The following is a 25,710-nucleotide window of genomic DNA, read 5'->3' as shown; positions in this document are numbered from 1 at the left end:
TTCCACGCGCGCCCGCAGCGACTATATCACGGAGTTCCGGTTTCATCCCGCGTCTTCAAGGGAACCTCATGAGCCAGACCGAGGCCGCGCCCGACTTCACCCTCGCCGAGGAGCCCTATGCGCTGTTCGAGCGGTGGTTCGCCGAAGCGGCCGAGACCGAGCCCAACGACCCGAACGCGATGGCGCTCGCCACCGTGGACGAGACCGGCCTGCCGAACGTCCGGATGGTGCTCCTGAAGGGCCATGATCCCGCCGGGTTCGTCTTCTACACGAATTTCGAGAGCCGCAAGGGCACGGAACTCCTCGCCTCGCGCAAGGCGGCGCTGCTGTTCCACTGGAAGAGCCGCCGACGCCAGATCCGCATCCGCGGACCCGTGGAGATCGTGTCCGACGCGGAGGCGGACGAATACTACGCGTCCCGTCCCCGGCAGAGCCGGATCGGCGCGTGGGCTTCGAAGCAATCGAGGCCGCTGGAAAGCCGGTTCGCCCTGGAGAGGGCGGTGGCCGAGGTGGCCGCCCGCCATCCGTTCGGCGAGATCCCGCGGCCGCCGCACTGGTCCGGCTTCCGGCTGAAGCCGGTCTCGATCGAATTCTGGCAGGACGGCGCCTTCCGCCTGCATGACCGCGTCGTGTTCACCCGGGCCGACGACGGCTCGTGGTCGAAGGCGCGGCTCTACCCTTGATGACTGAAAGGCTTTCCATGACCCAGTCCGCCCCGCCCGTCGGCACGCTCACGTTCGAGCAGGCCCTGAAGGAACTGGAGGGCATCGTGGCCCGGCTCGAGCAGGGCCAGGTGCCGCTGGAGGAGTCCATCTCCATCTACGAGCGCGGTGACGCGCTCAGGGCCCATTGCGACGCGCTCCTGAAGGCCGCCGAGGCCAAGGTGGAGAAGATCCGCGTGGGCGGCGACGGCCGGGCGGCCGGCACCGAGCCCCTCGACGTCGGCTGACGTCCGCGCCCGGCACCCGCCGGCCCGAGGCCGGGTTCGCCGGACGTTTCGGATCCAATCCGCGCCGCGACCGTTTCCATGCGGCGGCGCGCCGTTTGCTCCAGGGGCGGTGGACTGCTAATGCCTTCACCACCCCTGAGCCATCCGCCGTCAGGACACATCCTTTGACCAGGCCCTCGACCCCCCTTCTCGACACCGTCTCGTCGCCGGCGGACCTGAAGCGCCTCACCCCCGCCGAGCTGAGGCAGCTGGCCGACGAGGTGCGGGCCGAGATGATCGACGCGGTGTCGATCACGGGCGGCCACCTCGGCGCCGGCCTCGGCGTGGTGGAACTCACCGTGGCGCTGCACGCGGTGTTCGACACGCCGCACGACCGGCTGATCTGGGACGTGGGCCACCAGGCCTATCCGCACAAGATCCTCACCGAACGGCGCGACCGCATCCGCACCCTTCGCCAGGGCGGCGGCCTTTCGGGCTTCACCCGCCGGGTGGAGAGCGAGTACGACCCGTTCGGCACGGCCCACTCGTCGACCTCGATCTCGGCGGCTCTCGGCATGGCGGCCGCCCGCGACATCAAGGGCGGCGACAACCGGGTGGTGGCGGTGATCGGCGACGGCGCCATGTCGGCCGGCATGGCCTACGAGGCCATGAACAACGCCGGGCATCTGCGCTCGCGGCTCGTCGTCATCCTCAACGACAACGACATGTCGATCGCCCCGCCGACCGGGGCCATGAGCGCCTATCTGGCGCGGCTCGTCTCGGGGCGGACCTACCGGTCCCTGCGCGAGGCCATGAAGCAGCTGGCCGGCGCCCTGCCGCGGCCGCTGCGCGAGAAGGCCAAGCTCGCCGAGGAATACGCCCGCGGCTTCCTGGCCGGCGGCACCCTGTTCGAGGAACTGGGCTTCTACTACGTGGGGCCGATCGACGGACACAACCTCGACCACCTGCTGCCGGTGCTGCGCAACGTGGCGAACGCGGAGCGCGGGCCGATCCTCCTCCACGTGGTCACCCAGAAGGGCAAGGGCTACGCCCCGGCCGAGGCGGCGGCCGACAAGTACCACGGCGTCAACAAGTTCGACGTGGTGACCGGCACCCAGGTGAAGCCGAAGTCGAACGCGCCGAGCTACACCCGCGTGTTCGCCGAAAGCCTGATCCAGGAGGCCAGGGAGGACGACCGGGTGGTGGCCATCACCGCCGCGATGCCGTCCGGCACCGGGCTCGACCTCTTCGGCGAGGCCTTCCCGAAGCGCACCTTCGACGTGGGCATCGCCGAGCAGCACGCGGTGACCTTCGCGGCGGGGCTGGCCTGCGAGGGGCTGAAGCCCTTCTGCGCCATCTACTCCACCTTCCTGCAGCGCGCCTACGACCAGGTGGTGCACGACGTGGCCCTGCAGGGCCTGCCGGTGCGCTTCCCGATCGACCGGGCCGGCTTCGTGGGCGCCGACGGGCCGACCCACGCCGGCTCGTTCGACGTCGCTTTCCTCGGCTGCCTGCCCGGCATGGTGATCATGGCGGCCGGCGACGAGGCGGAGCTGAAGCACATGGTGGCGACCGCCGCCGCCCACGACGCCGGACCGATCGCCTTCCGCTATCCGCGCGGCGACGGCCGCGGGGTGGAGATGCCGGAACGCGGGCAGGTGCTGGAGATCGGCCGCGGCCGGGTGCTGAAGGAAGGCACGAAAGTGGCCATCCTGTCGTTCGGCGCCCGTCTGGGCGAGGCCCTGAAGGCCGCCGAGGAACTGGACAGCTTCGGCCTCTCGACCACGGTCGCCGACGCGCGCTTCGCCAAGCCGCTCGACCGCGACCTCGTCCGCCGGCTGGCCCGCGAGCACGAGGTGCTGGTGACGATCGAGGAGGGCTCCGTGGGCGGCTTCGGCTCCTACGTGCTCCACGCCCTCGCCGAGGACGGCCTGCTCGACCGCGGCCTGAAAGTGCGCCCGATGGTGTTCCCGGACGTCTACCTGGACCACGACAAGCCGGACCTGCTCTACGCCCGGGCGGGTCTCGACGCCAAGGGCATCGTCACGACGGTCTTCCAGGCGCTCGGCCGGGGCGAGGTGGAAGCGGCCGGCCTGGCGTGAGCGGGGTGGGCGACGGGGCGGCGCGTCTGCAGCGCACGTCATCCCGGCGAAAGCCGGGACCCAGCCGACCGGTCCGGGCGTGGCTCCGGCGCGACCGATCGCGCCGTTGGTTGGGCCCCGGCTTTCGCCGGGGTGACGGTTCCGGCGGGGTATATCGGTGGCGGTTCGCCGTAGGGCCGGCGAGTGGCACCGTGCGGTCTGGCAGGCGAGTGCGCGGGTCCGCGTGCGCGGGGCGGCGGGAGCGGGCGCGGCGGCTTTGAACGCGGTGGATGCGAAGGACCTTTTCCGTTTCGGCTCCTCGGGCCCTGTCGGCCCCGTGGTATAGATCGGCACCCGCCAACCCATCCCCAAGGCCCCATGACCCACGACCTCACACCGCTCGGCGATCCCATCGGACCCATCGTGCGCAACTGGACGCCGCGGGCAAGGCCGCCGCGGACCGCCATGACGGGGCGGTTCTGCGCGGTGGTGCCGCTCTCGGCCCGCGAGCACGCGGCGGACCTCTATGCGGCGCAGGCGCTCGACGGGGACGGGCGGATGTGGACGTGGATGCCGAACGGGCCATGGGCGTCGGAGGCGGAGTATGCCGCCTGGGCGGAGGCGGCGGAGGCGAGCGAGGATCCGCAGTTCTTCGCCGTGGTCGAGAGCGTGACCGGCAAGCCGGTCGGGACCTGCAGCTATCTGAGGATCGATCCGGCCAACGGCGTGGTCGAGGTGGGCTGGATCGCCTGGTCGCCGCTCCTCCAGCAGACGCCGGCGGCGACCGAGGCCATGTACCTGATGATGGCGCGCGTCTTCGACGACCTCGGCTACCGGCGCTACGAGTGGAAGTGCAACGACCTCAACGCCGCCTCCAAGCGGGCGGCCGAGCGGCTGGGCTTCACCTTCGAGGGCCTGTTCCGGCAGGCCGTGGTGGTGAAGGGCCGCAACCGCGACACCGCCTGGTACTCGATCCTGGACCACGAGTGGCCACGGGCGAAGGCGGCCTTCGAGGCTTGGCTGTCGCCGGACAATTTCGACGAGGACGGGTTGCAGAAACGGTCCTTGACGGACATTCGGAACGCTCTGTAGCGCATCCTGGCGGTCGGCGGTCTTTTCCCGATTCAACTCACGCTTCGTTTGCGGTATCCGACATAGGATGACGTCAACGCGCCGGCTTGGGCCGACGCGCGGGACGTCGCTGCAGAGGGCAGACCCATGAAGATCGTGACCGGGTTTCTGATCGCCACCGCCATTGCGGCCGAGACCGCGCTCGCCGCGCCCCGGCTGGCGCCGCCTCCGCCGCCGGCCGAGACCGGCGTCGTGCTGTCCGGCAGCGCGGTCTACGAGGCGCGCAGCCGGACCGGCAGCCGCACCAAGCGCGCCGGCCGTCCGGGAGCCCGCACCACGGAGCGCACCCGGCCCTGAACGGCGCTGCGATCGGGCGGGCGAGTCATTCCCGCCACACCGGCCGGAACGATGCGACACGCGCGCGTCGTTCCGATCGTGTCATCAGCATGCGCCACAATTCAGTCTCCTTTAAGCGGGAAGGGGGGATGACCTCCAAGCACCCGTCCCCGGACTGTTCATCGTGGCCAAAACCCTCGCGCCCGTCGCGTCCCTCCTTTTCGGCATCGCCTTCCTGTTGGCCGGCAACGGCCTGCTGACCACGCTCGCGCCGCTTCGCGCCGGCTTGGAGGGCTTCACCGCGCTGGAGATCGGCCTGATGGGGTCGGGCTACTATGCCGGCTTCGTGCTCGGCTGCCTGGTCGGCCCCTACCTGATCCTGCGCGCCGGCCACATCCGGGCGTTCACGGCGCTGGTGGCGGCGGCGTCCGCGGTGGTGCTGTTCCATCCGCTGATCGTCGACCCGGTGCTGTGGATCGTGTTGCGCGGCGTCACCGGCTTCGCGCTGGCGGGCATCTATCTCATCGTGGAGAGCTGGCTGAACGACCGCGCCACGAACGAGAACCGCGGCTTCATCATGAGCGCCTACATCATCGTGAACTTCGTCACGATCACGGCCGGCCAGATGCTGGTGACGACGGCGCCGATCGGGGCGTTCACGCTGTTCGCCATCGCGTCCATCCTCGTGTCCACCGCCGTCGTGCCGGTGTCGATGACGCGCTCGGCCCAGCCGGCGCCGATCGCGCTCGTGCAGTTCCGGCCGATGCGCCTCTACCGCATGGCGCCGGTCGGCCTGATGGGCGCGCTCCTCATCGGCATGGCAAACGGCGCCTTCTGGTCGCTCGGCACCGTGTTCGCCACCGCGCGCGGGCTTTCGGTGGACGAGGCGGCCATCTTCATGAGCATCGCGGTGATCGGCGGCGCGGTGATGCAGTGGCCGATCGGCCGCCTGTCCGACCTCGCCGACCGGCGCAAGGTGCTGGCGGGCGTGATGGCGGCGGCGGCGGCCGTGTGCGCTCTCCTGGCGTTCCTGCCGCTCGGCACCACGGGCCTGATGGCCATGAGCCTCGCCTTCGGCATGACGACCCTCACCGGCTATTCGATCGCCGCCGCCCACGCCTACGACCGCGCCGACCGGTCGTCCTACGTGGAGATGGCGGCGGGCGTGCTCCTGGCGAACGGCGTCGGCTCGGTGTTCGGGCCGATCATCGCGGCCGCGCTGATGGACCGGGCCGGGCCGGAATATCTCTTCCTGTTCATGGGGGCGGCCCAGGCTTCGCTGATCGCCTTCATCGTTCTGCGCCTCGCGGTGCGCAGCCCCGCCGCCGGCGCGGAGAAGGAAGGCTTCGACGTCTACTCCACCGCTCCGGTGGGTGGCCCGATCACCCCGAATCCGGTCGCCGAGGAGCATCCGCAGATGCAGACCCCGTCCGGCCTAGTGGGTCCGGCCAAGGCGGACGAGGACGACAGGGTCCGCCTCGGCGACGCCGCCTGACGGCATCCCCGACGACGCGGGCCGCCTGACGTCACCGCCGCGGACGGTCGCCGCGCGGCGCCGGTTCCCCGGGGGCCGCGCAATCGGTCCGTGTGGCGACCCGCGTGGCGCGGCAGGTGGCACCGCGCCGCTTACCCGACGCGGTCGACGAAATCCGTCCCGACGAACGTCCTCCCGGCCGCGACGCGGCGGCCGACGTCCGCCGTCGCGACGGCGTCGGCGTGCGCCCGCCCACAACCCGACTCGCCTCGCCGCCCCGGCATCGCCTCCCGCCGGCGGGCGAAGCCGTCGATCGTGGCTGTCCCAAACTTGCACGAGCCTTTCCTCCCGGCAAAATATGCCGAGTTGTTCATAGCTTATTAATGGATAGAAACGCCCAGATGAGTGTGAATCATCCGGTGAATCCTGAGATATCGACCGATCAAAGCGGCTGGGCGTCGCTACATCGCAAGGGGCGACGCGCATCCGATCATGACAGAACCGTCTCAAAAAGACGTAATGCATCCTGCATAGAACCTGAGACTGAATTAGAACGATCGATAACTCGTTCGAAACCCATAATGGTGAAAAGAATTACATGAGGCTGCGTGAGAAGAACTGTGTTGCCGTCTTGCCGCAGCTGATCTTGATTGGTGAGCAAACTCTTAAGTTAACTCCTCGTTAACCATCCCGTGGCCAAATCAAGGCCCCAGACGAATTCCACGTGCAGCGATGGCGACGGTAACCAAAACCCGCAATTCGATCAGGTTTCGCGGCAGGTCCTTCCTGGCGCTGGTGCTCGCGCCCGAGCTCCCGCTTCAGGACTGGTTCGTCGAGTTCGACGATCTGCTCCGCCGATCCCCCAGCTTCTTCATCGGCCGCGCCGTCGTTCTCGACGTGACGTCGCTCAACCTGGACAAGGCCGCGCTCGCGGATCTCATTGCCAAGTTGTTCGACCGCAAGGTGCGGGTGATGGGCGTGGAGGGCGCCAAGGCGTCCTCCCTCGGCCTCGGCATGCCGCCCGCCATGAGCGGCGGGCGTGTGGTGGACGTGCCCGACCCGGTGGACGAGGAGGCCTCCACGTCCGAGGAGGACGAGAAGCCCAAGTCCGCGCCGCCGCCGCAACTGGTGCCGGCGACGTCGCCCTCGCTCGTGGTCGACCACGCGGTCCGGTCCGGCCAGTCGATCGTCTTCCCGGAAGGCGACGTGACGGTGATCGGGTCGGTGGCGTCCGGCGCCGAGATCGTGGCCGGCGGCTCGGTCCACGTCTACGGCCCGCTCCGGGGGCGCGTGCTGGCGGGAACCACCGGCAACCCGTCCGCCCGCATCTTCTGCCACAAGCTGGAAGCCGAACTTCTCTCCATCGACGGGCTGTACCAGACCGCCGACGAGATGCAGCCCGGCCTGCTCGGCCGCCCCGTGCAGGTCTGGCTGAAGGACGACACTCTCATGTTTGCCGCGCTCGACTGAGGCCTTCGGCCTCGCCGCCCTGGCTCGGGGGCGGACGGGGCCGGAGAAACCCCCAAAGGGTGTCCGGGTCGAAGGCTCAGCCGAGGATAGACGACGATGGCGAAAGTACTAGTAGTGACATCGGGCAAGGGCGGGGTCGGCAAGACCACCTCCACGGCAGCCCTGGGCGCCGCGCTGGCGCTCAGCGGACAGACCGTGTGCGTGGTGGATTTCGATGTCGGCCTGCGCAACCTGGACCTGGTGATGGGCGCCGAGCGCCGCGTGGTGTTCGACCTGATCAACGTGGTCCAGGGCGACGCCAAGCTCAGCCAGGCGCTGATCCGCGACAAGCGGTGCGAGCACCTGTCCCTGCTCGCCGCCTCGCAGACCCGCGACAAGGACGCGCTTTCGACCGAGGGCGTGGCCCGCGTGATCGAGGAGCTGCGCGAGCGCTTCGACTGGATCATCTGCGACAGCCCGGCCGGCATCGAGCGCGGCGCGACCCTCGCCATGCGCCATGCCGACATGGCCGTCGTCGTCACCAACCCGGAAGTCTCGTCGGTCCGCGACAGCGACCGGATCATCGGCCTCCTGGACTCCAAGACGATCCGCGCCGAGCGGGGCGAGCGCATGGACAAGTTCCTGCTCCTCACCCGCTACGACCCCAGCCGCGCCGAGAAGGGCGAGATGCTGAAGGTCGACGACGTGCTTGAAATCCTGTCCATTCCGCTCCTCGGCATCGTGCCGGAGAGCCAGGCGGTGCTGAGCGCCTCCAACCTCGGCTCACCCGTCACCATCGCCAACCCGGACAGCGCTCCGGCGCGCGCCTACCTGGACGCCGCCCTGCGCCTGATGGGGATCGATGTTCCGATCACGGTGCCGACCGACAAGCGCAGCTTGTTCGGCGCGCTCTTCGGCCGGAGGGTCGCATGAATCTGCTGAATATGTTCACCCGCCGCACGTCGGCCCCGCAGGCGCGGGAACGGCTGCAGATCCTGCTCTCCCACGAGCGGGCGTCCACGGGCGGCCAGCCCGATCTCCTCGCCAAGCTGCGCGAGGAGATCCTGGAGGTCATCTCCCGGCACGTCACCGTCGACCAGGACAAGGTGATGGTCAAGCTCGACAGGGGTGACCAGGTCTCCATGCTGGAGGTCGACATCGAGATCCCGAACCGGACCGAGCTGCGCAAGGTCGCGTCCGGTTGACGGTGGCGGTCTCCGTCGTCCCGCCCCGGCGACCTGATCTCTAGACCCCGTCGGCGTCGCCGGCGGGGTTTTCCTTGTTCGGCGCCGGGCCGCCGGTCGACGTCCCGAACCACGCCCGCGCGGCCTCGGCCGGATCGATGGGGCGCGAGAAGCCGCTCGCCGCGTCCACCACGCGCGCGGTCAGCCCGCCGTCCCCGTACGTGAGGTGGGCGTCGAAGAGGGCGCCCTTGTAGACGAGCTCGAACGGACCCGCGGTGGTGCGCCCCTCCGGGTCGCGGCCGAGGAGCCGGCCCTCCACCTGGAACAGCCGGCCGACCTCGGCGGCGGCGTTGGCCGCGAGCTCGGTGTCGATCGCCAGGAGGCTAGAGGCGGTCGCCCGGCTGGCGACCGGGCCGGCGGCGCATGGCGCAGAGCCGCCGTGGAGCACGCCCTCGGCCCAGCGGATGCGCGTCACCATGGCGAGAAGCGGGCCGACGTGGTGTTCGACCGCGTGGGCGATCGCCTCGACGCCGGTGCGGTAGGTGCGGCTGAGACTGACCGGCGAGGGAAGCGGGAGCGTCGGGCCGGCGGCGACCAGGGTGGCGCGCCGGCCTGCGCCGGCGGTCCGCACCGGCGCGCGCGATGGCGGCGCGTCCAGGATGGCGTCCCAGGTGCGGGGGGTGAGACCGGCGGCGGACCTGGCCGGGTCCGCGGTGCGGACGTCGAGCGGCGTGATTCGCGGCGGCGCGAAGGCCGCCAGATGGGACGAGAAGGACGACACGGCGACACATGCTCCGACGGTCCGGCCCGGGTCCATTCCGGGCGCCACCGTCCGAAGCCGGCCGCGTCATGCGGCGGCCATCAACTCGAGTTCGTCGAGCCAGCGTGACTGTCATTCTGCGGGAAAATTGGTAAATCAATCGTTATCTATGACAATTGCGGCGGGAAAGATTCCCAAGGCGGCCGCGTCAGAAGCCCGTTTCGCCGTCCGCCTGATCGGCGATCCGGATCGCGCGGGAGAGGGTGATCGGCTTCACCGGTCCGGCGCCCTCGGTCACCGTCGCGCGGAAGAGCCGGTCGTAGACATGCTCGGCGTGGGTGATCTCGGCCCGAAAGCCCGGACCCTGCAGGCCGAGGGTGAAGGCGCCGAGCCGCGTGTGCCCGCCGTCGGTCAGCACCATCTCGCCGGCCACCGCATAGCGGTCGCGGATCTCGTCCACCAGGCGCTCGATGGGGTTGTCCTCCAACTGTCCCCATTCGCCGGGCTCGGCGTCGGACGGTCGGATGGCGTCGTCGTCTTCGGCCGATGGGGCGGGAGAGGCCGCATTCGCGTCGATGAGGTCGATGAGCGGGGTCAGATGGTCGCGCCAGGCGGTGCGGATCGCGACCGCCGCGCGCGTGAGGGCCGGGCTGACGATCTCGACAGCGGGCGGAACGAGGGGCGGCGGGGCGCGTGGGGCGGGGTCGTCCCGGCCCGCGTCGGTGTCGTCCGCACCGGGCGGATCGCCAGGCGGGGCCTGGCCGCGCTTGTCCCCGTCCTTGTCGATGCGGCCCTGTTCGAAGTGGCCCCGTTCGAAGTGGCCCGGTTCCGATTGGCCCGGGTCTGCGCCGAAGGATCGGTCCGGCACGAAACCGAGCAGGACCGTCTTGAAGTCGATGGCCGCCGCAGGGTCCGGCCGGGCGCCGCCACCCTTGCCATCCTGGCCGCCGCGATCGGCCCCGACCCCCGGGTTGCCGGCCTGGACGTCGCGATCGGCGCTGCCCGCACCGTCATCCGTCACGGAGGACGTGGTCAGATCGCCCGGCAAGTCGCCCGCGCGACCTGCAGAGGGAAGACGGCCCAGTCCACGATTGTTCGCCGGCGTCAGGGTGACCATCGAACACTCTTCGGATGGGCGGCGGGCGGGTCCGCTGCGCGTCAGGGTACCCGCCCGGCGCGTCACGTCCCGTCGAAGCCACCGATAGGCATGCGCCATACAAATATCAGCCGATGGAGGTCCAAAGGCGAAGCAGATCCAGAAAGCATCGCAGCGGGTCGGAAGCCATTTACGACTTGGTGATTATGACGAGGGTGGCAGAGGCGGGCCGGTCTCGTCAACCTTCGCAATGGCGAAAGGCTGGTTTTCCGTGGATGGCCGCCCGGACACGCCGTCGCCGGGACCGCGCCCGCGTCGCGTTCCGGTGGACGTCGGCGGGTCGGTCTGCGAGGGTCGGGGCTTCACGGAGGGAGGCGCGCGATGGTCCACCTGGGCTCGACCTTGACGATCCTGGAGCCGGCGGCGGGCGTTCTCGCCTTCTACGACGGCCGCGTGCCCGGCGTCCGGATCCATGGAGACGCGGCCAACTGGTTGGACGACGGCGCCTTTTCGCTCGGGGTCTGCACCTACGCGATCGTCGACGGCGAGGAGGCCCTGGTCTACGACACCCACATCTCGCTCGCGCATGCCGCCATCATCCGCCGGACGCTGTCGGAGCGCGGCGTCCGCCGCATCACGGTCGTGCTCAGCCATTGGCACACGGACCACGTGGCCGGCAACGCGCGCTTCGCCGATTGCGAGATCGTGGCGCGGCGGCTGACGGCGGAGCTGATGGAGGCGAATCGGCAGCGATTCGCCAGCGACCGTCCGCCGATCGACCCGCTGGTGATGCCGACCCGGCTGATCGACGGGCCGGACGTCCTCCACGTCGGATCGATCCGGGTGGAGCTCCGGCCGGTGGACATCCACAGCGAGGACGGCCTTCTGCTGCTTCTGCCCGAGACCGGGCTTCTCCTCGCGGGCGACGCCCTGGAGGACCCGATCACCTATGTGGACGAGCCGGATCGGCTGGCCCGGCACCTGGACGACCTGCGGCGGATCGGCGGCTGGCCGGTCGACCGCATCCTGCCCAACCACGGCGACCCGGCGGTGATCGCGGCGGGCGGCTATCCGCCCGACCTGATCGGCGCGACGGCCCGCTACGTGGCCTTCCTGATCGCCCTGAAGGACGACCCGGCGCTTGCCGAGCGCCCGCTCCGATCCGTGCTGGAGCCGGATCTTGCGAGCGGGACGCTGCGCTGGTTCGACGCCTACGAGCCGGTACACCAGCACAATGTGGAAGCGGTGCTGCGGACGCGCGGCTAGAGCGCCTTCCGACCTGACGGACTCGTCAGGCCGACAGGAATTCGCTCCAGGTTCGATAAGTTGGAGCAGTCTCTCGGCGATCAAGTCATGCAACTTGATCGGAGAATGCTCTAGCCGGCGTCCCTCGGCGAGCCGGTCGGAAGCTGGTAGTCGCGGAAGCGCTCCCGGAGCGTGACCTTCTTGATCTTGCCGGTGGCGGTGTGCGGGATCTCGTCCACCACCACCACGTCGTCCGGCAGCCACCACCTGGCGACCTTGCTCTCGAAGAAGGCGAGCAGGCTGTCGCGGGTCGGCGTCCGGCCTTCCTTCGCCACCACGACCAGCAGGGGGCGTTCGTCCCACTTCGGGTGGCGGATGCCGATGACGGCCGCCTCGGCCACGTCCGGGTGGCCGACGGCGATGTTCTCCAGGTCGATGGACGAGATCCACTCGCCGCCCGACTTGATGACGTCCTTCGACCGGTCGGTGATGTGCATGTAGGAGAGCGGGTCGATGGTGGCGACGTCGCCGGTGTCGAACCAGCCGTCCGCGTCGATCACGTCGCCGACCTTGTAGTAGCCGCGGGCGACCGCCGGGCCGCGCACCTTCAGGCGACCGAAGGTCTCGCCGTCGTGCGGGCGCGGACGGCCCTCGTCGTCGGTGATCTCGATCTCGACGCCGAAGGGGGTGAAGCCCTGCTTCTCCCGCACGTCCAGCCAGGCGTCGCCGGACAGGCCGGCGTTCTCCGGCTTCAGGGTCGAGAGCGTGCCGAGCGGGCTCGTCTCCGTCATGCCCCAGGCGTGCACCACCTCGATGCCATGGCGATCGCGGAACGCCTGGATCATGGCGCGCGGCGCCGCCGAGCCGCCGATCACCACGCGCTCCAGGCCCTCCAGCCGTTCGCCGGTCTTGTCCAGGTGCTGGAGCAGCATGAGCCAGACGGTCGGGACGGCGGCGGTGCGGGTCACCTTCTCGTCGCGCAGCAGTTCGAAGATGGACGCGCCGTCCATCTTGGCGCCCGGCAGGACGAGGCGCGCGCCGACCATCGGGCCGGCATGGGCAAGGCCCCAGCAGTTGGCGTGGAACATGGGCACGACGGGCAGCGCCGTGTCGCGGCACGAGAGGGAGAAGCTGTCCGGCAGGCAGGCGAGGAGCGCGTGGAGCGCGTTCGACCGGTGGGAGTAGAGCACGCCCTTCGGGTCGCCGGTGGTGCCGGAGGTGTAGCAGAGCCCGGCGGCGGTGTTCTCGTCGAACGTCGGCCAGCGGAAGTCGGCGTCCGCCTCGGCGATCCAGCTCTCGTAGGCGACGGCCTCGAAGCCCGTCGCCGGCAGGTGGGCCTCGTCGGTGAGGACGATCACCTGCTCCACATGGGGCATCAGCGGCTTCAGCTTCTCGATCAGCGGCAGGAAGGTGAGGTCGGTGAAGAGCAGGCGGGATTCCGCGTGGTTCATGATCCAGGCGATCTGCTCCGGGAAGAGCCGCGGGTTCACCGTATGGCAGACCGCCCCGAGGCCCTGGATGCCGTACCAGAGCTCCAGGTGCCGCCACGTGTTCCAGGCGAGCGTCGCCACCCGGTCACCGAGCCGGATGCCGTGCCGCTCCAGGCGCTTCGCCACCATGAGCGAGCGCTCCCGGACCTCCGCGTAGGTGGTCCGGTGAATGGGGCCCTCCACGGACCGGGTCACGATCTCCCGCGCGCCGTGGTTGGCGGCGGCGTGGTCGATGATCTTGCTGGCGATCAACGGCCAGTCCTGCATAAGCCCTTGCATGGGCGTCCTCCCTGCCGATCGAGCGGCGCCTGTTCCCGGCGCTTTCGGCGGGCATCCTTCCGCTTACGTAAACGTTTGGCAAGTGGGTTTTCGATGAGAAGGAAAACGGAGGCGGTTGTCATGGGCGGCGCGGCGCGGGAAAAGACGACCCCTTCCGCTTCGCTTCGCTCAGCACCTTCCCCTGAGGGGAAGGATGGTGGCACGCCCCTCTTATGTTGGGGCGGGAGATAGGGAAGAAGCGCCCGGCGGGCCGCCGGACGGGTTGTGCGCGGCGTCCGACGCATTCCCGCGCGATTGGCGCCTTCCCCGTTTCCAACCCGGCCGGATCACCCTAGAGCGCTTTCCGACCTGACGGAATCGTCAGGTCGACAAGAAATCGCTCCAGATTCAATAAGCTGGAGCATTCTCTCGGCGATCAAGTCGTGCAACTTGATCGGAGAATGCTCTAGTGTCGCCGGTTCACACGGTCCGCTTTCGGGAGAGTCGCCGTCATGCCCCTCACCAATGTCCAGACCCGCGACGTGGACGCGGTGCTGCACCCCTATACGCCGCTCCACACGCTGCGCCAGATCGGCCCGCTGGTGCTGGAGTCCGGCAAGGGCGTCTATGTCTACGACACCCACGGCAAGGAATACATCGAGGGCATGGCCGGCCTCTGGTGCGCCGGGCTGGGCTTCGGCGACGAGGAACTGGTGGACGCCGCCACCGAGCAGCTGCGCAAGCTGCCCTACTACCACCTCTTCGGCGGCAAGGGCTTCGAGCCGGCCATCGAGCTCGCCGAGAAGCTGAAGTCGATCGCGCCGATGCCGGTGGACAAGGTTCTGTTCTCCTCGTCCGGCTCGGAGGCGAACGACACCCAGATCAAGCTCGCCTGGTACCTCAACAACGCCCTCGGGCGGCCGGAGAAGAAGAAGATCATCAGCCGGGTGAAGGGCTACCACGGCGTCACCATCGTGTCGGCCTCGCTGACCGGCCTGCCCAACAACCACCGCGACTTCGACCTGCCGGTGGACCGCATCCTCCACACCGACTGCCCGCACCACTACCGGTTCGGCGAGCCGGGCGAGTCGGAGGCCGACTTCGTCGCGCGCCTCGCCCAGAACCTCCGCGACCTGATCGAGCGGGAGGGCGGCCACACCATCGCGGCCATGATCGCCGAGCCGGTGATGGGCGCCGGCGGCGTGATCGTGCCGCCGGAGGGCTATTTCGAGGCGATCCAGCCCATCCTCGACGAGCACGAGATCATGCTCATCGACGACGAGGTGATCTGCGGCTTCGGCCGGACGGGCAACTGGTTCGGCGCCACCACCATGGGCATGCGGCCGACCACCATGTCGATCGCCAAGCAGCTGACCGCCGCCTACGTGCCGCTGTCCGCCGTCATGCTGCCGGGCTGGATCTACGAGGCGATCGAGGCCCAGTCCGCCAAGATCGGCACCTTCGGCCACGGCTACACCTACGGCGGCCATCCGCTCGGCTGCGCCGTCGGCGTGAAGACGCTGGAGATCTACGAGAGGCGCAACATCGTCGGCCGCGTGCAGGGCCTCGCGCCCCTCTTCGCCGCCCGGCTGGAGCGCCTCAGGGACCACCCGCTGGTGGGCGAGACCCGGTACAAGGGCCTGATGGGCGGCATCGAGCTCGTCGCCGACAAGGCCACGAAGCGCGCCTTCCTGCCGACCCAGGGCGTCGGCCCGCGCACCGCCCGATTCGGCGAGGCGAACCGGGTGATCGTGCGCGCGATCGGCGACACCATCGCGGTCTGCCCGCCGATGATCATCACCGAGGACGAGCTCAACGAACTGTTCGACCGCATCGAGCGCACCCTCGACGACGCCGAGGCGTGGGTCTCGGCGGAGACCCTGCGGACCGCCTGAGCGGCACGACGAGCGGACCTCGCGCGGGCCGTCGATCCACCGTCCCCCCGGGCGGCGGATCAGCGGCCCGCTTCGCTTGCATAGCGGCGGCCGGCGACCTGCATTCGCACAGTCCGACCGGTGATATCAGCGGGTCCGGCGCCGGCGGCGACGCGGGATCCGCCGCAAGCGCGGGCTTGGCAGGTCTAAGTCTAGTGTTTTTCACGGATGTGACAGGAAATCTCCTGCCGAAGGGCTCCAGCTCACGTTTACCGCTCGTTTACCATCCCGGTTCGACTTGTTGCACCGCCGCAACAACGGCGCACATGTGCTGCCATGCTTATTTAGTCTTATGTATAGTGCCCTTGTCCCGCCCCATTTTGCCGGCGTAATCTTCTTCATCGGGACGGAGCGCAAATCGGAGCGGCCGGTCCGGGTTGAATAAAGCATATCAACAATGTTTCGGCCGTTGGTCGTGTCGATCCACAGCCGTTTTGCGCGGGGAACAAGATGAAGACCGAGTACAGCGCCCGTGAAGGACAGGCGCAGCAACAGCAGAGCACCAAGCCGGATCTCGCTGAGCAGTACCGCACCATCGGCATTCCGGCCCTTTCGGCGGCCACCATGTTCAAGCCCGCGAAGGTGAAGTCCGAGCACGTGGTCGCCGCGCCGCTCGACTACGAGGACTGATCGGTCCGCCCTCACCGCCCGCGCCGCGGCATCCGTCGCGGGGGGCGGTTCGGCCGCCAGGGTCTTCCAGCCGCGTCGCGCTCCGGCCTCAGGGTCGTCGGGCATGATCGCCCGGGGCGGGAGCCGGACTGGGGAGCCGGACTGGAGGGCCGCGGACCCGAATGGCGCGAGGCTTCCACGCGCGCCCCGGCCGGTGCTAAAGACGGCGCCGATCCGGTCCCGGAGGAAGCCTGCTTGATCGACGTCTATCGTCCGCTTCACACCGACCTGAAGCGTGAACCAGCGCCGCTCGGCCCCGACGGGGTGCCCGTCATCCATCCGGACGCGGTCTGGGTCGACCTCTTCCGCCCGACGCGGGAGGAGGACCGGGCCGCCGAGGCCTTCATCGGCGCCGAACTCCTGACCCGCGAGGAGATGGAGGAGATCGAGCCGTCGAGCCGTCTCTCCATGGAGAACGGCACCCTCTATCTCACCGCCGTGCTGCTCTGCCGCTCGGAAAGCTCCGAGCCCGGCACGACGGCGGTCAGCTTCATCTTCGCCCGCAACCGCCTCGTCACCCTGCGCTACGACGAGCCCGGCACCTTTCCGGTGGCGGTCAACCGCATGCTGCGGCCAGTGTCGGACGTGTGCACCGCCCGGGCCGTGCTGGTGACGCTCCTAGAGACCGCGATCGACCGTCTGGCCGACATCCTGGAGCGGGCGACGGCGCGGATCGGCGGCATCGGCACGACCATCTTCGAGAATCACGCGCCCGGCCAGCGGCCGGACTACAACCTGACGCTCCGGGCGATCGGCCGCGAGGGCCTTCGCCTCGGGCATGTGCAGGAAAGCCTCCTCGGCCTGTCGCGCCTCCTGCTCTTCCTCGACGAGAAGGCGGAGGCGACCGGCTTCGGCAAGGACGACCGCGCCCGCATGCTGACCATGCAGCGGGACATCCAGGCCCTCTCCGACCATGTCCACGGCCTCGACGAGCGCAACACCTTCCTGCTCGACGCCACCCTCGGCCTCGTCAGCATCCAGCAGAACGACATCATCAAGATCTTCTCGGTGCTCGCGGTCATCTTCATGCCGCCGACGCTGGTGGCGTCCATCTACGGCATGAACTTCGACGTGATGCCCGAACTGCACTGGACCTGGGGCTACCCTTACGCCCTCGCCCTGATGGTGGCGGCGGCGGTGGTGACCTTCCTGGTGTTCCGCTGGCGACGCTGGCTCTGAACGGCCACGCTGGCCCTTGCGCCCGGCGCCCGGGGGCCACCATAGTGCCGCCTCGACAATTCCACCACGTCACGCTTGAGGGGGCATCCTCATGATCACCGCCGTCGCATCCCGCCTCGGTCGCGCGCTGCTGACCGTCCTCGCCGTCGCCGGCCTGTCGGCGCCGGCCTCGGCCGCGGGCCTGCCGGACCTTCAGGGCCGCACCATCGTGGCCGTGACCGAGAACGCCTATGTGCCGCTCAACTTCGCGGACCCGAAGACCGGCCAGGGCATCGGCTGGGAGTACGACGCCTTCAACGAGATCGCCAAGCGACTGAACGCCAAGGTCGAGTGGAAGCTCACCTCCTGGGACGCCATGATCCAGGCGGTCCGCGACGGCGAGTTCGACGTCGGCATGGACGGCATCACCATCAACGACGAGCGCAGGCAGCAGGTGGACTTCTCCGATCCGTACCTGACGTCGGAACAGTTCATGCTGGTGCGGGCGGACGAGACCCGCTTCTCCGACGCCGAGAGCTTCGCCGGCATGGCCGACGGGCTCGTGGGCGCCCAGCCGGGCACCACCAACTTCTACGTCGCGGTCTACAATGTGCTCGACGGGAACGAGGCGAACCCCCGCATCAAGCTGTTCGAGACGTTCGGCGCGTCCGTCCAGGCCCTGAAGTCCGGCGACGTGGATACGGTGCTGATGGACAAGGTCTCGGCCGAGGGCTACATCGGCGCCTCGCCCGGGGCCTTCAAGGTGATCGGCGGTCCGCTCGGCACCGAGGACTTCGGCTTCATCTTCAAGAAGGGCTCCGACCTCGTGGCCCCGGTGAACGCGGCGCTCGCCGCCATGAAGGCCGACGGCACCCTGGAGGCCCTGAACAAGAAGTGGTTCTACGACTACAAGAGCCAGCACTGACCCCGGCCGCGCCCTTGCGTCGACGGACGACCGCCGCATGCCGGCGCCGGTGACCGCCCGCCCGGCGCTGGCCGCGCTCTCCGCCGTGCCCTGGTGGCTGGTGGCGGCGGTCCTGCTCGCGGTCGCCTTCGGCCTGGCGATCGCGGCCGACGAGGGTTACGCGGCCATCTTCAACGCCCTCTCGGCAGGGATCGGGACCACGCTGTTCGTGACCGTCGTCGCCTTCCTGATGGCGGCGCTCCTCGGCCTCGCGGTCGCCGGCGCGATGCTGTCCGGGCGGCGGATCGTGCGCGAGGCGGCCACCTTCTACGTGGAGATCGTGCGCGGCATCCCCGTCCTGGTCCTCCTCTTCTACATGGCCTTCGTGGCCGCGCCCGCTCTCGTCGCCGCCTGGAACGTCGTCACCCAGCCGCTCCAGGCCGCCGGTCTCCTGGCGCCCGCCGGGGTGCGCGACTTCGACCTTCTGTGGCGCGCGGTCGTCGCCCTGGTGATCAGCTACTCGGCCTTCCTCGCCGAGATCTTCCGGGCCGGCATCCAGGCGGTGGACCGGGGGCAGGTGGAGGCCGCCAAGGCGCTCGGCCTCACGCGGGTGCAGGTGTTCCGCCTCGTCGTCTTCCCGCAGGCCATCCGCACCGTGCTGCCGCCGCTCGGCAACGACTTCGTCGCGATGATCAAGGACTCCTCGCTCGTCTCCGTGCTCGGCGTCCAGGACGTGACGCAACTCGGCAAGATCTACTCGTCGGGCACCTTCCTGTTTTTCGAGACCTACACGGTGGTGGCCTACATCTATCTCCTGATGACCGTGTCCCTGTCGCTCGCCGTGCGGGCGTTGGAAAAGCGGCTGCGGCGGCACGAGGCGCTCCGCGGCGGCTGAACCCAGGCTCCCGCCGCATGGGTGAACACCCGCCGCTCCCGCCGCATGAGCGAACGTCCGGCCGCTCCTGCCGGGCGCTGTCGCGGGGCGGGGGCAGTCTCGCCGGATCGTCACGGTCGAAGAGGAGACGTTCCATGCGCCGGATCCGCGGCTACATGGCCATGAGCATCGACGGTTTCATCGCGGAGCCGGACGGCGGCGTCCGCTTTCTGGACGCCTACCCGCCGGAGGGGGCGGACTGGGACGCCTTCTGGTCGTCCATCGGCACGGTCGTCACCGGGCGGCTCACCTGGGAGACGGTGGTGCGCCTGAACCACCACGGCGTCTACGCCGGCCGGCGCGGCTTCCTGGTGACGAGCCGCCCCGACGGCGCCGGCCTGCCGCTGCCGGATGGCTTCGGCCTCTGGGGCGACGGCGTCGACGCCCTTGTCAGCCACTTGCGCGCGGCGGAGGACCTCCCCGCCGGCGACATCTGGATCCTCGGCGGCGGCCTCCTCCAGCAGGCCTTCCTGGACCGCGACGCCATCGACCTGTTGGAGCTGTTCGTCGTTCCGGAAGTGGTCGGCGACGGCATCCGGGCCTTCCCGGGCGGCCTGACGAAGAGCTTGCGGCTGGTCGGGACGGACGAGGCGATGCCGGGCGTGGTGCGGCTCGCGTACAAACGGAGAGGGGAGGGGCGACCGTAAGGACGGGCCGTCGGCGAGCGACCGCACCGGCCGTCCTCCCGCCACCCCGCACCCCCGGCCGTCATGGTCCGCGTAGGCGGACCACCCACGCATTCCACCTTTCGCTCCCGCTCGGCACCGCTCCCGCCCGTCTCACTCCTTCGGGCCGAGGCTCGCCGGGGCGGGGCTGTCGGCTGGGACGAAGAAGTCCTCCTGCAGCGCGCTCGTCGGGTCCACGCGGTAGCGGTCGAAGTCGGTGACGCCGTGGGCGGCCAGGAAGGTGTCGTCGATCAGGAAGTTGCCGGTGAAGGCGCGGGCGTCCTTGGTGAAGATCAGGTGGGCGGCGTCGGCGATGATCTCCGGGGTGCGGGAGCGCTTCATCAGCGCCTCGCCGACCACGAACTCGATGGCGCTGGTCGCGATGGTGGTGCGCGGCCAGAGGGCGTTGACGGCGATGCCCTTCGGGCGGAGCTCCCCGGCAAGTCCGAGCGCGACGAGGCTCATGCCGTATTTGGCGAGGCTGTAGGCCACGTGGGGGGCGAACCACGTCTCCTTGATGTCGAGCGGCGGCGAGAGCATCAGGATGTGGGGGTTTTCGGCTTTCTCCAGGTAGGGCAGGGCCGTCCTGGAGACGAGGAAGGTGCCGCGCGCGTTGACCTGGTGCATCAGGTCGAACCGGCGCATGTCCGTCTCGGGCGTGCGGGTCAGCTGGATCGCGCTGGCGTTGTTCACCACGATGTCGACGCCGCCGAAGGTGGCGGCAGCCGCCTCGAACGCCGCGGTCACCTGGGCTTCCTCGCGCACGTCCATGACGACGGGAAGCGCCCGGCCGCCGGCCGCCTCCACGGCCTCCGCGGCCGAATGGATGGTGCCGGGCAGCTTCGGATGGGGCTCCGTGGTCTTCGCCGCGATCACCACGTTGGCGCCGTCTCGGGCGGCGCGGAGCGCGATGGCGAGGCCGATGCCGCGGCTGGCGCCGGTGATGAACAGCGTCTTGTTGGCGAGGCTCGCCATGGTGTCAGTCCTCCCTCGGGTGTGCGCCGGGCATCCGGCCGGAGGCGAGGCGCCTCCGGCTCGCGCGCGGCATGCGTCGGTTTGCTCGGGGCCTGATCGGGTCCGGTCAGGCCCTGGTCAGGAAGGCCCGGAACGCCGCCTGCGCCTCCGCGGACTGGAGGCGTTCTGTGAAGAGGGCCGCCTCTTCGTCGATCCGCTGCAGCACCTCCATCGGGTCGCCCTTGAGCAGCCGGCGCGCGATCGCGACGGCGCGCCGGGGCTTGGCGGCGAGCGCGGCGGCGGCGGCGAAGGCCTCGCCCTCCAGGCGGTCCTGCGGCAGCACGCGGTTGACGAGGCCCGCCGCCTCGGCCTTGGCGGCGTCGAAGGCGAGGCCGGCGACCAGCAGTTCGAACGCGCGCTGATGGCCCATGAGACGCGGGCCGAGCAGGCTGGAGGCGGCTTCGGGCGTCAGCCCGAGGTCGGTGAAGGGCGTGCGGAACACCGAGCGGTCCGACGCGAACACCAGGTCGCAGTGGAGGAGGAGCGTGGTGCCGACCCCGATGGCGAGCCCGTCCACGGCGGCGACGAGCGGCGTCTCCACGGTGGCGAGCGCCCTCAGAAACGTCAGGATCGGGCCGGCCACGTCGCCGCCGGCCGCGGCGGCGGCGAAGTCCGCGAGATCGTTGCCGGCCGTGAAGGCGCCCGGAGCGCCCCGGATCAGCACGGCGCCGACGGCCGGATCGTCCGCCGTATCGCCGAGCGCGTCCGCGAGCGCCCGGTACATGGCGCCGGTGAGGGCGTTCTTCTTTTCCGGCCGGTCGATGGTGATCACCCGAACGCCTTCGCGGGTCTCCACGCGCACATGGTCGGTCATGGCAGGGTCCTCAGGCGGTCAGGAGGTCGGGGGAGAGCGCGTCCACCACCGCGGCCCCGGCCGTGACGGCGCCCCGGAGCGCGCCGGTGGCCGGCAGGATGTCGGTGGCGAAGAAGCGCGCGGTCAGGCGACGGCGACGGGCGGCGGGGCTGTCCGTGCGGGCGGACGCGTCGGCCACCACGGCCTTCAGGTGGTAGGCCCCGCCGGCCGCGAGGGCGAACAGGCGCAGGAAGGCGGTCGCGCCCGCGAGGGCGTCGGTCTGCCGGCCGTCCGCGAGGGCGCGGCCGAGCCAGTTGGCGGCGAAGAAGAGGTCGTCGAGCGCGGGCCCGACCCGCTCGGCGATGCCGGTCACCTCCGGGTCGCCGAGCGCGCGGGCGTCCTCCACCACGGCGCGGAGCTCCGCCAGGTAGGCCCGCAGGGCGTCGCCGCCCGAAAGCGGCAGCTTGCGGGTGACGAGGTCGATCGCCTGGATGCCGTTGGTGCCCTCGTAGATCGGCAGCACGCGGGCGTCGCGCAGGTGCTGGGCGGCGCCGGTCTCCTCGATGAAGCCCATGCCGCCGTGCACCTGGATGCCGAGCGAGGCGACCTCCACGCCGACGTCCGTCGCGAACGCCTTGGCGACGGGGGTGAGGAGGGCGGCCCGGTCGGCGGCGAGCGCGCGGTCGGTCTCCGCCCCGGCGGCGGACCGGTCGATGGCGTGGGCGAGCGCCAGGCAGATGGCGCGCGCGGCGTCGGTCATCGCCCGCATGGTGAGGAGCATGCGCTTGACGTCCGGGTGGTGGACGATGGGGCTCATGCCCTCGTCGGTCCAGCCGGGCGCGCGGCCCTGCCGCCGGTCGAGCGCGTAGGCGACGGCGCGCTGGGTCGCCCGTTCGGCGACGCCGACGCCCTGGACGGCGACGGAAAGGCGGGCGCTGTTCATCATGGTGAACATGGCCGCGAGGCCCCGGTTCGGCTCGCCGACGAGCCAGCCGACCGCGCCGCCCCTGTCGCCGTAGGAGAGGGTGCATGTGGGCGAGCCGTGGAGGCCCATCTTGTGCTCGACGCCGGCGACGGTGATGTCGTTCATCGCGCCCGGCGCGCCGGTCTCGTCCAGAAGCCGCTTCGGCACCAGGAAGAGCGAGATGCCCCGGGTGCCGGGCGGCGCGTCGGGCAGGCGCGCCAGCACCATGTGGATGATGTTGTCGGTGAGGTCGTGGTCGCCGTAGGTGATGTAGATCTTCTGGCCGGTGATCCGGTAGGTGCCGTCGCCCGCCGGTTCCGCGCGGGTGCGCAGCGCGCCGAGGTCGGAGCCCGCCTGCGGCTCGGTCAGGTTCATGGTGCCGGTCCACGCGCCGGAGACGAGCTTCTCAAGGTAGAGCGCCTTCTGCTCGTCCGTGCCGTAGGCCTCCAGCGCCACGCAGGCCCCGTGGGTCAGCATCGGCCCGGTGGCGAAGGACACGTTGGCGCCGTTCCACATCTCCAGCACGGCCGCGTAGAGGCTGATCGGCAGGCCCTGGCCGCCATGGCCCGGAGGGCCGGAGAGCGCGTTCCAGCCGCCCTCGGTCCAGCGGCGGTAGACGTCCGCCCAGCCGTCCGGCATGCGGACGGCGCCGTCCACCAGACGCGCGCCCACCGTGTCGCCGACGCGGTCGAGCGGCGCGATCTCCTCGCCGGCGAAGCGGCCCGCCTCGGTCAGCACCGCATCCACCAGGTCGGGCGTCAGGTCCGGATGGAGCCCGGCCGCCATGGCGGCGTCCAGGCCGGCGACGGAGCGCAGCCAGAAGGCGATGTCCGCGACGGGGGCCGTGTAGCTCATGAGACAGGTCTCCTCGACAAATCCTTGACCCCGCCGCCCGTTCGGCGCACATCCGAACGGTCATCCCACTCGGATGGCGACGTTAGGTTCAGCTTACGTAAACGTCAAGATCGCTTACAGCTGCTGGCGGGTCGCGCCTTCCCGGTCGGAGGGACCTTCGCCGTCACCGCGATGATTGCCGCTGCGTTGTCCTGACAGGTGCGCCGTCCGCCTTCTCGAACCGAGCTCGCCCGCTTGTCCTCCCCCGTGTCCTCCCCCGAATCCGCGGTCGTCCGCCTCATGCCCGATCCCGCCGGCCTCAGGGAGGCGGCCGCGCGGCTCGTGTCCGGGCGGCTGGTGGCCTTTCCGACCGAAACGGTCTACGGCCTCGGGGCGGACGCGACGGACGGCGCGGCGGTGGCGCGCATCTACGAGACCAAGGGGCGGCCGAGCTTCAACCCGCTGATCGCCCACGTGGCGGACCTCGACGCCGCCGAGCGGCTGGCGAAGGTGGATCCGCTGTCGCGCAGCCTGGCGGAGGCGTTCTGGCCGGGGCCGCTGACGCTGGTGCTCGAGCGCCGGCCCGACTGCCCGGTGAGCGACCTCGTCACCGCCGGGCTCGACACGCTCGCGGTCCGGGTGCCGGACCATCCGGTCGCCCGCGCGCTTCTCGCCGCCGCCGGCCGGCCGATCGCGGCGCCGAGCGCCAACCGCTCCGGCCGGGTGAGCCCCACCGAGGCGGCCCACGTGATCGCCGAGTTCGCCGGCCGGGACGTCGCCGTGGTTGACGGCGGTCCGACCCGGGTGGGCGTCGAGTCCACCATCGTGCAGGTGAAGGACGGCGTCGTCCATCTCCTCCGCCCGGGCGGCGTCACCCGCGAGGACCTGGTCGACCGCCTCTCCGGCGTGCCGGTGATCGCCGCCGCCGAACCGGACGCGGACCCGGACCGGCCGGTGGCGCCGGGCATGCTCCTCTCCCACTACGCCCCGTCCGCCCGCGTCCTCCTGGACCAGCCGGCCCCGCCGCCGGGCGCCGCCTTCCTGGCGTTCGGTCCCGTGCCGGAGGGCGCCGACCCGCGGCTCACGCGCACCCTCAGCCCCTCGGGCGACCTCGCCGAGGCGGCCGCCAACCTGTTCCGATTGCTCCGCGAGCTCGACGCCACCGGCGCGCCGGTGATCGCCGTGGCGCCCATTCCGGCGACCGGCCTCGGCGAGGCCATCCTGGACCGGCTCGGCCGCGCCGCCGCGCCACGCTGAGCCGGCTCCGCAATTCCTCTCATCGTCGTCCGGCTGATTGACACCGCGCGGCCGTGGGCCTCAACTCGCCATCGGAGAGGGAGACGATATCGGTGCGAACGCTCTATTTCTGCCATGCCGCCTACGTGGAGCATGCGACGCCGCTCGGCCATCCGGAGCGGCCCGACCGCATCCGGGTCGTCGAGCAGGTGCTGGAGCAGGAAGGTTTCCAGGATCTCATCCGCGAGGAGGCGCCGCTCGCCACCCTCGACCAGATCGCCCGCGCCCATCCGCGCTCCTTCGTGGAGCTGATCCAGCGGGCGGTCCCGTCGGAGGGCATGGTGCGGCTCGACAGCGACACGGTGGTGTCGCCGGGCAGCTTCGAGGCGGCGCTGCGCGCGTCCGGCGCGGCGTGCGCGGCGGTGGACGAGGTAATGACCGGCAAGGTGGACAACGCCTTCTCGGCCCACCGCCCGCCCGGCCACCACGCCGAGCACATGACCGCCATGGGCTTCTGCCTGTTCAACCACGCGGCCGTGGCGGCCCGGCACGCCCAGGCGGCGCACGGGGCCGAGCGCGTCGCGATCATGGATTTCGACGTCCATCACGGCAACGGCACCCAGGACATCTTCTGGTCGGACCCGACCGTCTTCTACGCCTCCACCCACCAGATGCCACTCTATCCGGGCACCGGCGCCATCTCGGAGACCGGCTGCGGCAACATCTGCAACGCCCCGCTCTTCGCCGGGGCGGACGGCGTCTCCTTCCGCGAGGCCATGTCCGACAAGGTCATTCCGGCCCTCGAGGCGTTCCGGCCGGACCTCGTGATCATCTCCGCCGGCTTCGACGCCCATCACCGCGACCCGCTCGCCGAGGTCAACCTCACGGAGGCCGACTTCGCCTGGGCGACCAGGCAGCTGATGGAGGCGGCCGACCGCTCCTGCAAGGGCCGCGTCGTCTCGCTGATGGAGGGCGGCTACGACCTGATCGGCCTGTCGCGCTCGGTCGCCGCCCACGTGGGCGCCCTGATGGGACACTGACCCGGAAGCCGGACCGCCCGGACGGCGGCGGACGGCTTCACCGGTCTTTGCGGAGCGGGCGCCGACCTGTTGCCGATCTGCGACGGGGCGGCGCGAATGGCCGCCGTTCGCGGGTCGCGACGTTGACAGGGCACCGGCCCGTTGCAAGGTTCCGCCGTCCGACGGGCGCCTCGCCGCGCCCTGCATGAAAGGG

Annotated in this window: 24 protein-coding genes; 18 read left to right on the top strand and 6 right to left on the bottom strand. The window is 70.4% G+C overall.

Features of this window, described 5'->3' with window-relative positions; translation table 11 throughout:
* Positions 1–68 precede the first annotated feature (68 nt).
* From pdxH to minE, 9 genes are all read left to right on the top strand, one after another.
* Entirely contained in the window at positions 69–683 is a 615-nt protein-coding gene (gene pdxH, locus HND91_RS06920; RefSeq protein WP_181705823.1) for a pyridoxamine 5'-phosphate oxidase, read from the top strand.
* Positions 684–700: 17 nt separating this feature from the next.
* Entirely contained in the window at positions 701–949 is a 249-nt protein-coding gene (locus HND91_RS06915; protein ID WP_181705822.1) for an exodeoxyribonuclease VII small subunit, read from the top strand.
* Positions 950–1,113: 164 nt separating this feature from the next.
* Entirely contained in the window at positions 1,114–3,030 is a 1,917-nt protein-coding gene (gene dxs / locus HND91_RS06910; protein ID WP_181705821.1) for a 1-deoxy-D-xylulose-5-phosphate synthase, read from the top strand.
* Between the two features lie 357 nt (positions 3,031–3,387).
* A complete protein-coding gene (locus HND91_RS06905; RefSeq protein ID WP_181705820.1) occupies positions 3,388–4,101 on the top strand; it encodes a GNAT family N-acetyltransferase in 714 nt (237 codons plus the stop codon).
* A 126-nt stretch (positions 4,102–4,227) separates the two neighbouring features.
* Positions 4,228–4,437, top strand: a complete 210-nt coding sequence (locus tag HND91_RS06900) for a hypothetical protein (RefSeq protein ID WP_181705819.1) — start codon at positions 4,228–4,230, stop codon at positions 4,435–4,437.
* Between the two features lie 163 nt (positions 4,438–4,600).
* Entirely contained in the window at positions 4,601–5,911 is a 1,311-nt protein-coding gene (locus tag HND91_RS06895) for an MFS transporter (RefSeq protein WP_181705818.1), read from the top strand.
* 711 nt (positions 5,912–6,622) lie between these two features.
* Positions 6,623–7,360, top strand: a complete 738-nt coding sequence (gene minC, locus HND91_RS06890) for a septum site-determining protein MinC (RefSeq protein ID WP_181705817.1) — start codon at positions 6,623–6,625, stop codon at positions 7,358–7,360.
* Between the two features lie 96 nt (positions 7,361–7,456).
* Complete coding sequence (minD, locus tag HND91_RS06885) at positions 7,457–8,272, top strand: septum site-determining protein MinD (protein WP_181705816.1); 816 nt, start codon at positions 7,457–7,459, stop codon at positions 8,270–8,272.
* Positions 8,269–8,544, top strand: coding sequence for a cell division topological specificity factor MinE (gene minE / locus HND91_RS06880; protein ID WP_181705815.1), 276 nt, complete (start codon positions 8,269–8,271; stop codon positions 8,542–8,544). The genes minD and minE overlap by 4 nt, the downstream gene beginning before the upstream one ends.
* Positions 8,545–8,584: 40 nt before the next feature.
* On the opposite strand, the gene HND91_RS06875 is transcribed toward minE, so the two are convergent.
* Together HND91_RS06875 and HND91_RS06870 are read right to left on the bottom strand one after the other, a co-directional pair.
* Positions 8,585–9,304, bottom strand: coding sequence for a hypothetical protein (locus tag HND91_RS06875; RefSeq protein ID WP_181705814.1), 720 nt, complete (start codon positions 9,302–9,304; stop codon positions 8,585–8,587).
* Between the two features lie 187 nt (positions 9,305–9,491).
* Positions 9,492–10,304 (bottom strand): hypothetical protein, encoded by an 813-nt coding sequence (locus tag HND91_RS06870; protein WP_181705813.1) that lies wholly within the window; start codon positions 10,302–10,304, stop codon positions 9,492–9,494.
* Positions 10,305–10,760: 456 nt separating this feature from the next.
* Here HND91_RS06870 and HND91_RS06865 point away from each other — a divergent pair, with 456 nt between their 5' ends.
* Positions 10,761–11,645, top strand: coding sequence for an MBL fold metallo-hydrolase (locus HND91_RS06865; protein ID WP_181705812.1), 885 nt, complete (start codon positions 10,761–10,763; stop codon positions 11,643–11,645).
* A 110-nt stretch (positions 11,646–11,755) separates the two neighbouring features.
* Here HND91_RS06865 and HND91_RS06860 read toward each other — a convergent pair whose 3' ends face one another.
* Positions 11,756–13,393: a long-chain-fatty-acid--CoA ligase gene (locus HND91_RS06860; RefSeq protein WP_181705811.1), complete on the bottom strand. Its 1,638-nt coding sequence runs from the start codon at positions 13,391–13,393 to the stop codon at positions 11,756–11,758.
* 491 nt (positions 13,394–13,884) lie between these two features.
* On the opposite strand from HND91_RS06860, the gene HND91_RS06855 reads away from it, so the two are divergent.
* The 6 genes from HND91_RS06855 (at position 13,885) to HND91_RS06830 (ending at position 19,618) form a co-directional block, all read left to right on the top strand.
* A complete protein-coding gene (locus HND91_RS06855) occupies positions 13,885–15,267 on the top strand; it encodes an aminotransferase (protein WP_181705810.1) in 1,383 nt (460 codons plus the stop codon).
* A gap of 489 nt (positions 15,268–15,756) precedes the next feature.
* Positions 15,757–15,936 carry a hypothetical protein gene (locus tag HND91_RS06850; RefSeq protein ID WP_181705809.1) on the top strand — a complete coding sequence of 60 codons (180 nt, stop codon included), beginning with the start codon at positions 15,757–15,759 and terminating at the stop codon, positions 15,934–15,936.
* Between the two features lie 234 nt (positions 15,937–16,170).
* Entirely contained in the window at positions 16,171–17,154 is a 984-nt protein-coding gene (locus HND91_RS06845; RefSeq protein ID WP_181705808.1) for a magnesium transporter CorA family protein, read from the top strand.
* Between the two features lie 91 nt (positions 17,155–17,245).
* Positions 17,246–18,058: a transporter substrate-binding domain-containing protein gene (locus tag HND91_RS06840; protein ID WP_181705807.1), complete on the top strand. Its 813-nt coding sequence runs from the start codon at positions 17,246–17,248 to the stop codon at positions 18,056–18,058.
* Positions 18,059–18,095: 37 nt separating this feature from the next.
* Complete coding sequence (locus HND91_RS06835) at positions 18,096–18,932, top strand: amino acid ABC transporter permease (protein ID WP_181705806.1); 837 nt, start codon at positions 18,096–18,098, stop codon at positions 18,930–18,932.
* Between the two features lie 134 nt (positions 18,933–19,066).
* Positions 19,067–19,618 (top strand): dihydrofolate reductase family protein, encoded by a 552-nt coding sequence (locus HND91_RS06830; protein WP_181705805.1) that lies wholly within the window; start codon positions 19,067–19,069, stop codon positions 19,616–19,618.
* Positions 19,619–19,750: 132 nt separating this feature from the next.
* Here HND91_RS06830 and HND91_RS06825 read toward each other — a convergent pair whose 3' ends face one another.
* The 3 genes from HND91_RS06825 to HND91_RS06815 form a co-directional block, all read right to left on the bottom strand.
* Entirely contained in the window at positions 19,751–20,611 is an 861-nt protein-coding gene (locus HND91_RS06825; protein ID WP_181705804.1) for an SDR family oxidoreductase, read from the bottom strand.
* 106 nt (positions 20,612–20,717) lie between these two features.
* Entirely contained in the window at positions 20,718–21,464 is a 747-nt protein-coding gene (locus tag HND91_RS06820; protein ID WP_181705803.1) for a crotonase/enoyl-CoA hydratase family protein, read from the bottom strand.
* A gap of 10 nt (positions 21,465–21,474) precedes the next feature.
* Positions 21,475–23,262, bottom strand: coding sequence for an acyl-CoA dehydrogenase family protein (locus HND91_RS06815; protein ID WP_181705802.1), 1,788 nt, complete (start codon positions 23,260–23,262; stop codon positions 21,475–21,477).
* Positions 23,263–23,541: 279 nt separating this feature from the next.
* Here HND91_RS06815 and HND91_RS06810 point away from each other — a divergent pair, with 279 nt between their 5' ends.
* Both HND91_RS06810 and HND91_RS06805 read left to right on the top strand, forming a co-directional pair.
* Positions 23,542–24,498, top strand: a complete 957-nt coding sequence (locus HND91_RS06810) for an L-threonylcarbamoyladenylate synthase (protein WP_181705801.1) — start codon at positions 23,542–23,544, stop codon at positions 24,496–24,498.
* A 92-nt stretch (positions 24,499–24,590) separates the two neighbouring features.
* Positions 24,591–25,517, top strand: coding sequence for an arginase family protein (locus HND91_RS06805; protein WP_181705800.1), 927 nt, complete (start codon positions 24,591–24,593; stop codon positions 25,515–25,517).
* Positions 25,518–25,710: the final 193 nt, after the last annotated feature.

It is taken from the genome of Chthonobacter rhizosphaerae (assembly GCF_013839525.1).
Classification (GTDB): Bacteria; Pseudomonadota; Alphaproteobacteria; order Rhizobiales; family Pleomorphomonadaceae; genus Chthonobacter; species Chthonobacter rhizosphaerae.
Note: the sequence above shows the minus strand (reverse complement) of the source record. Positions and strands in the feature narration are given on the sequence as shown.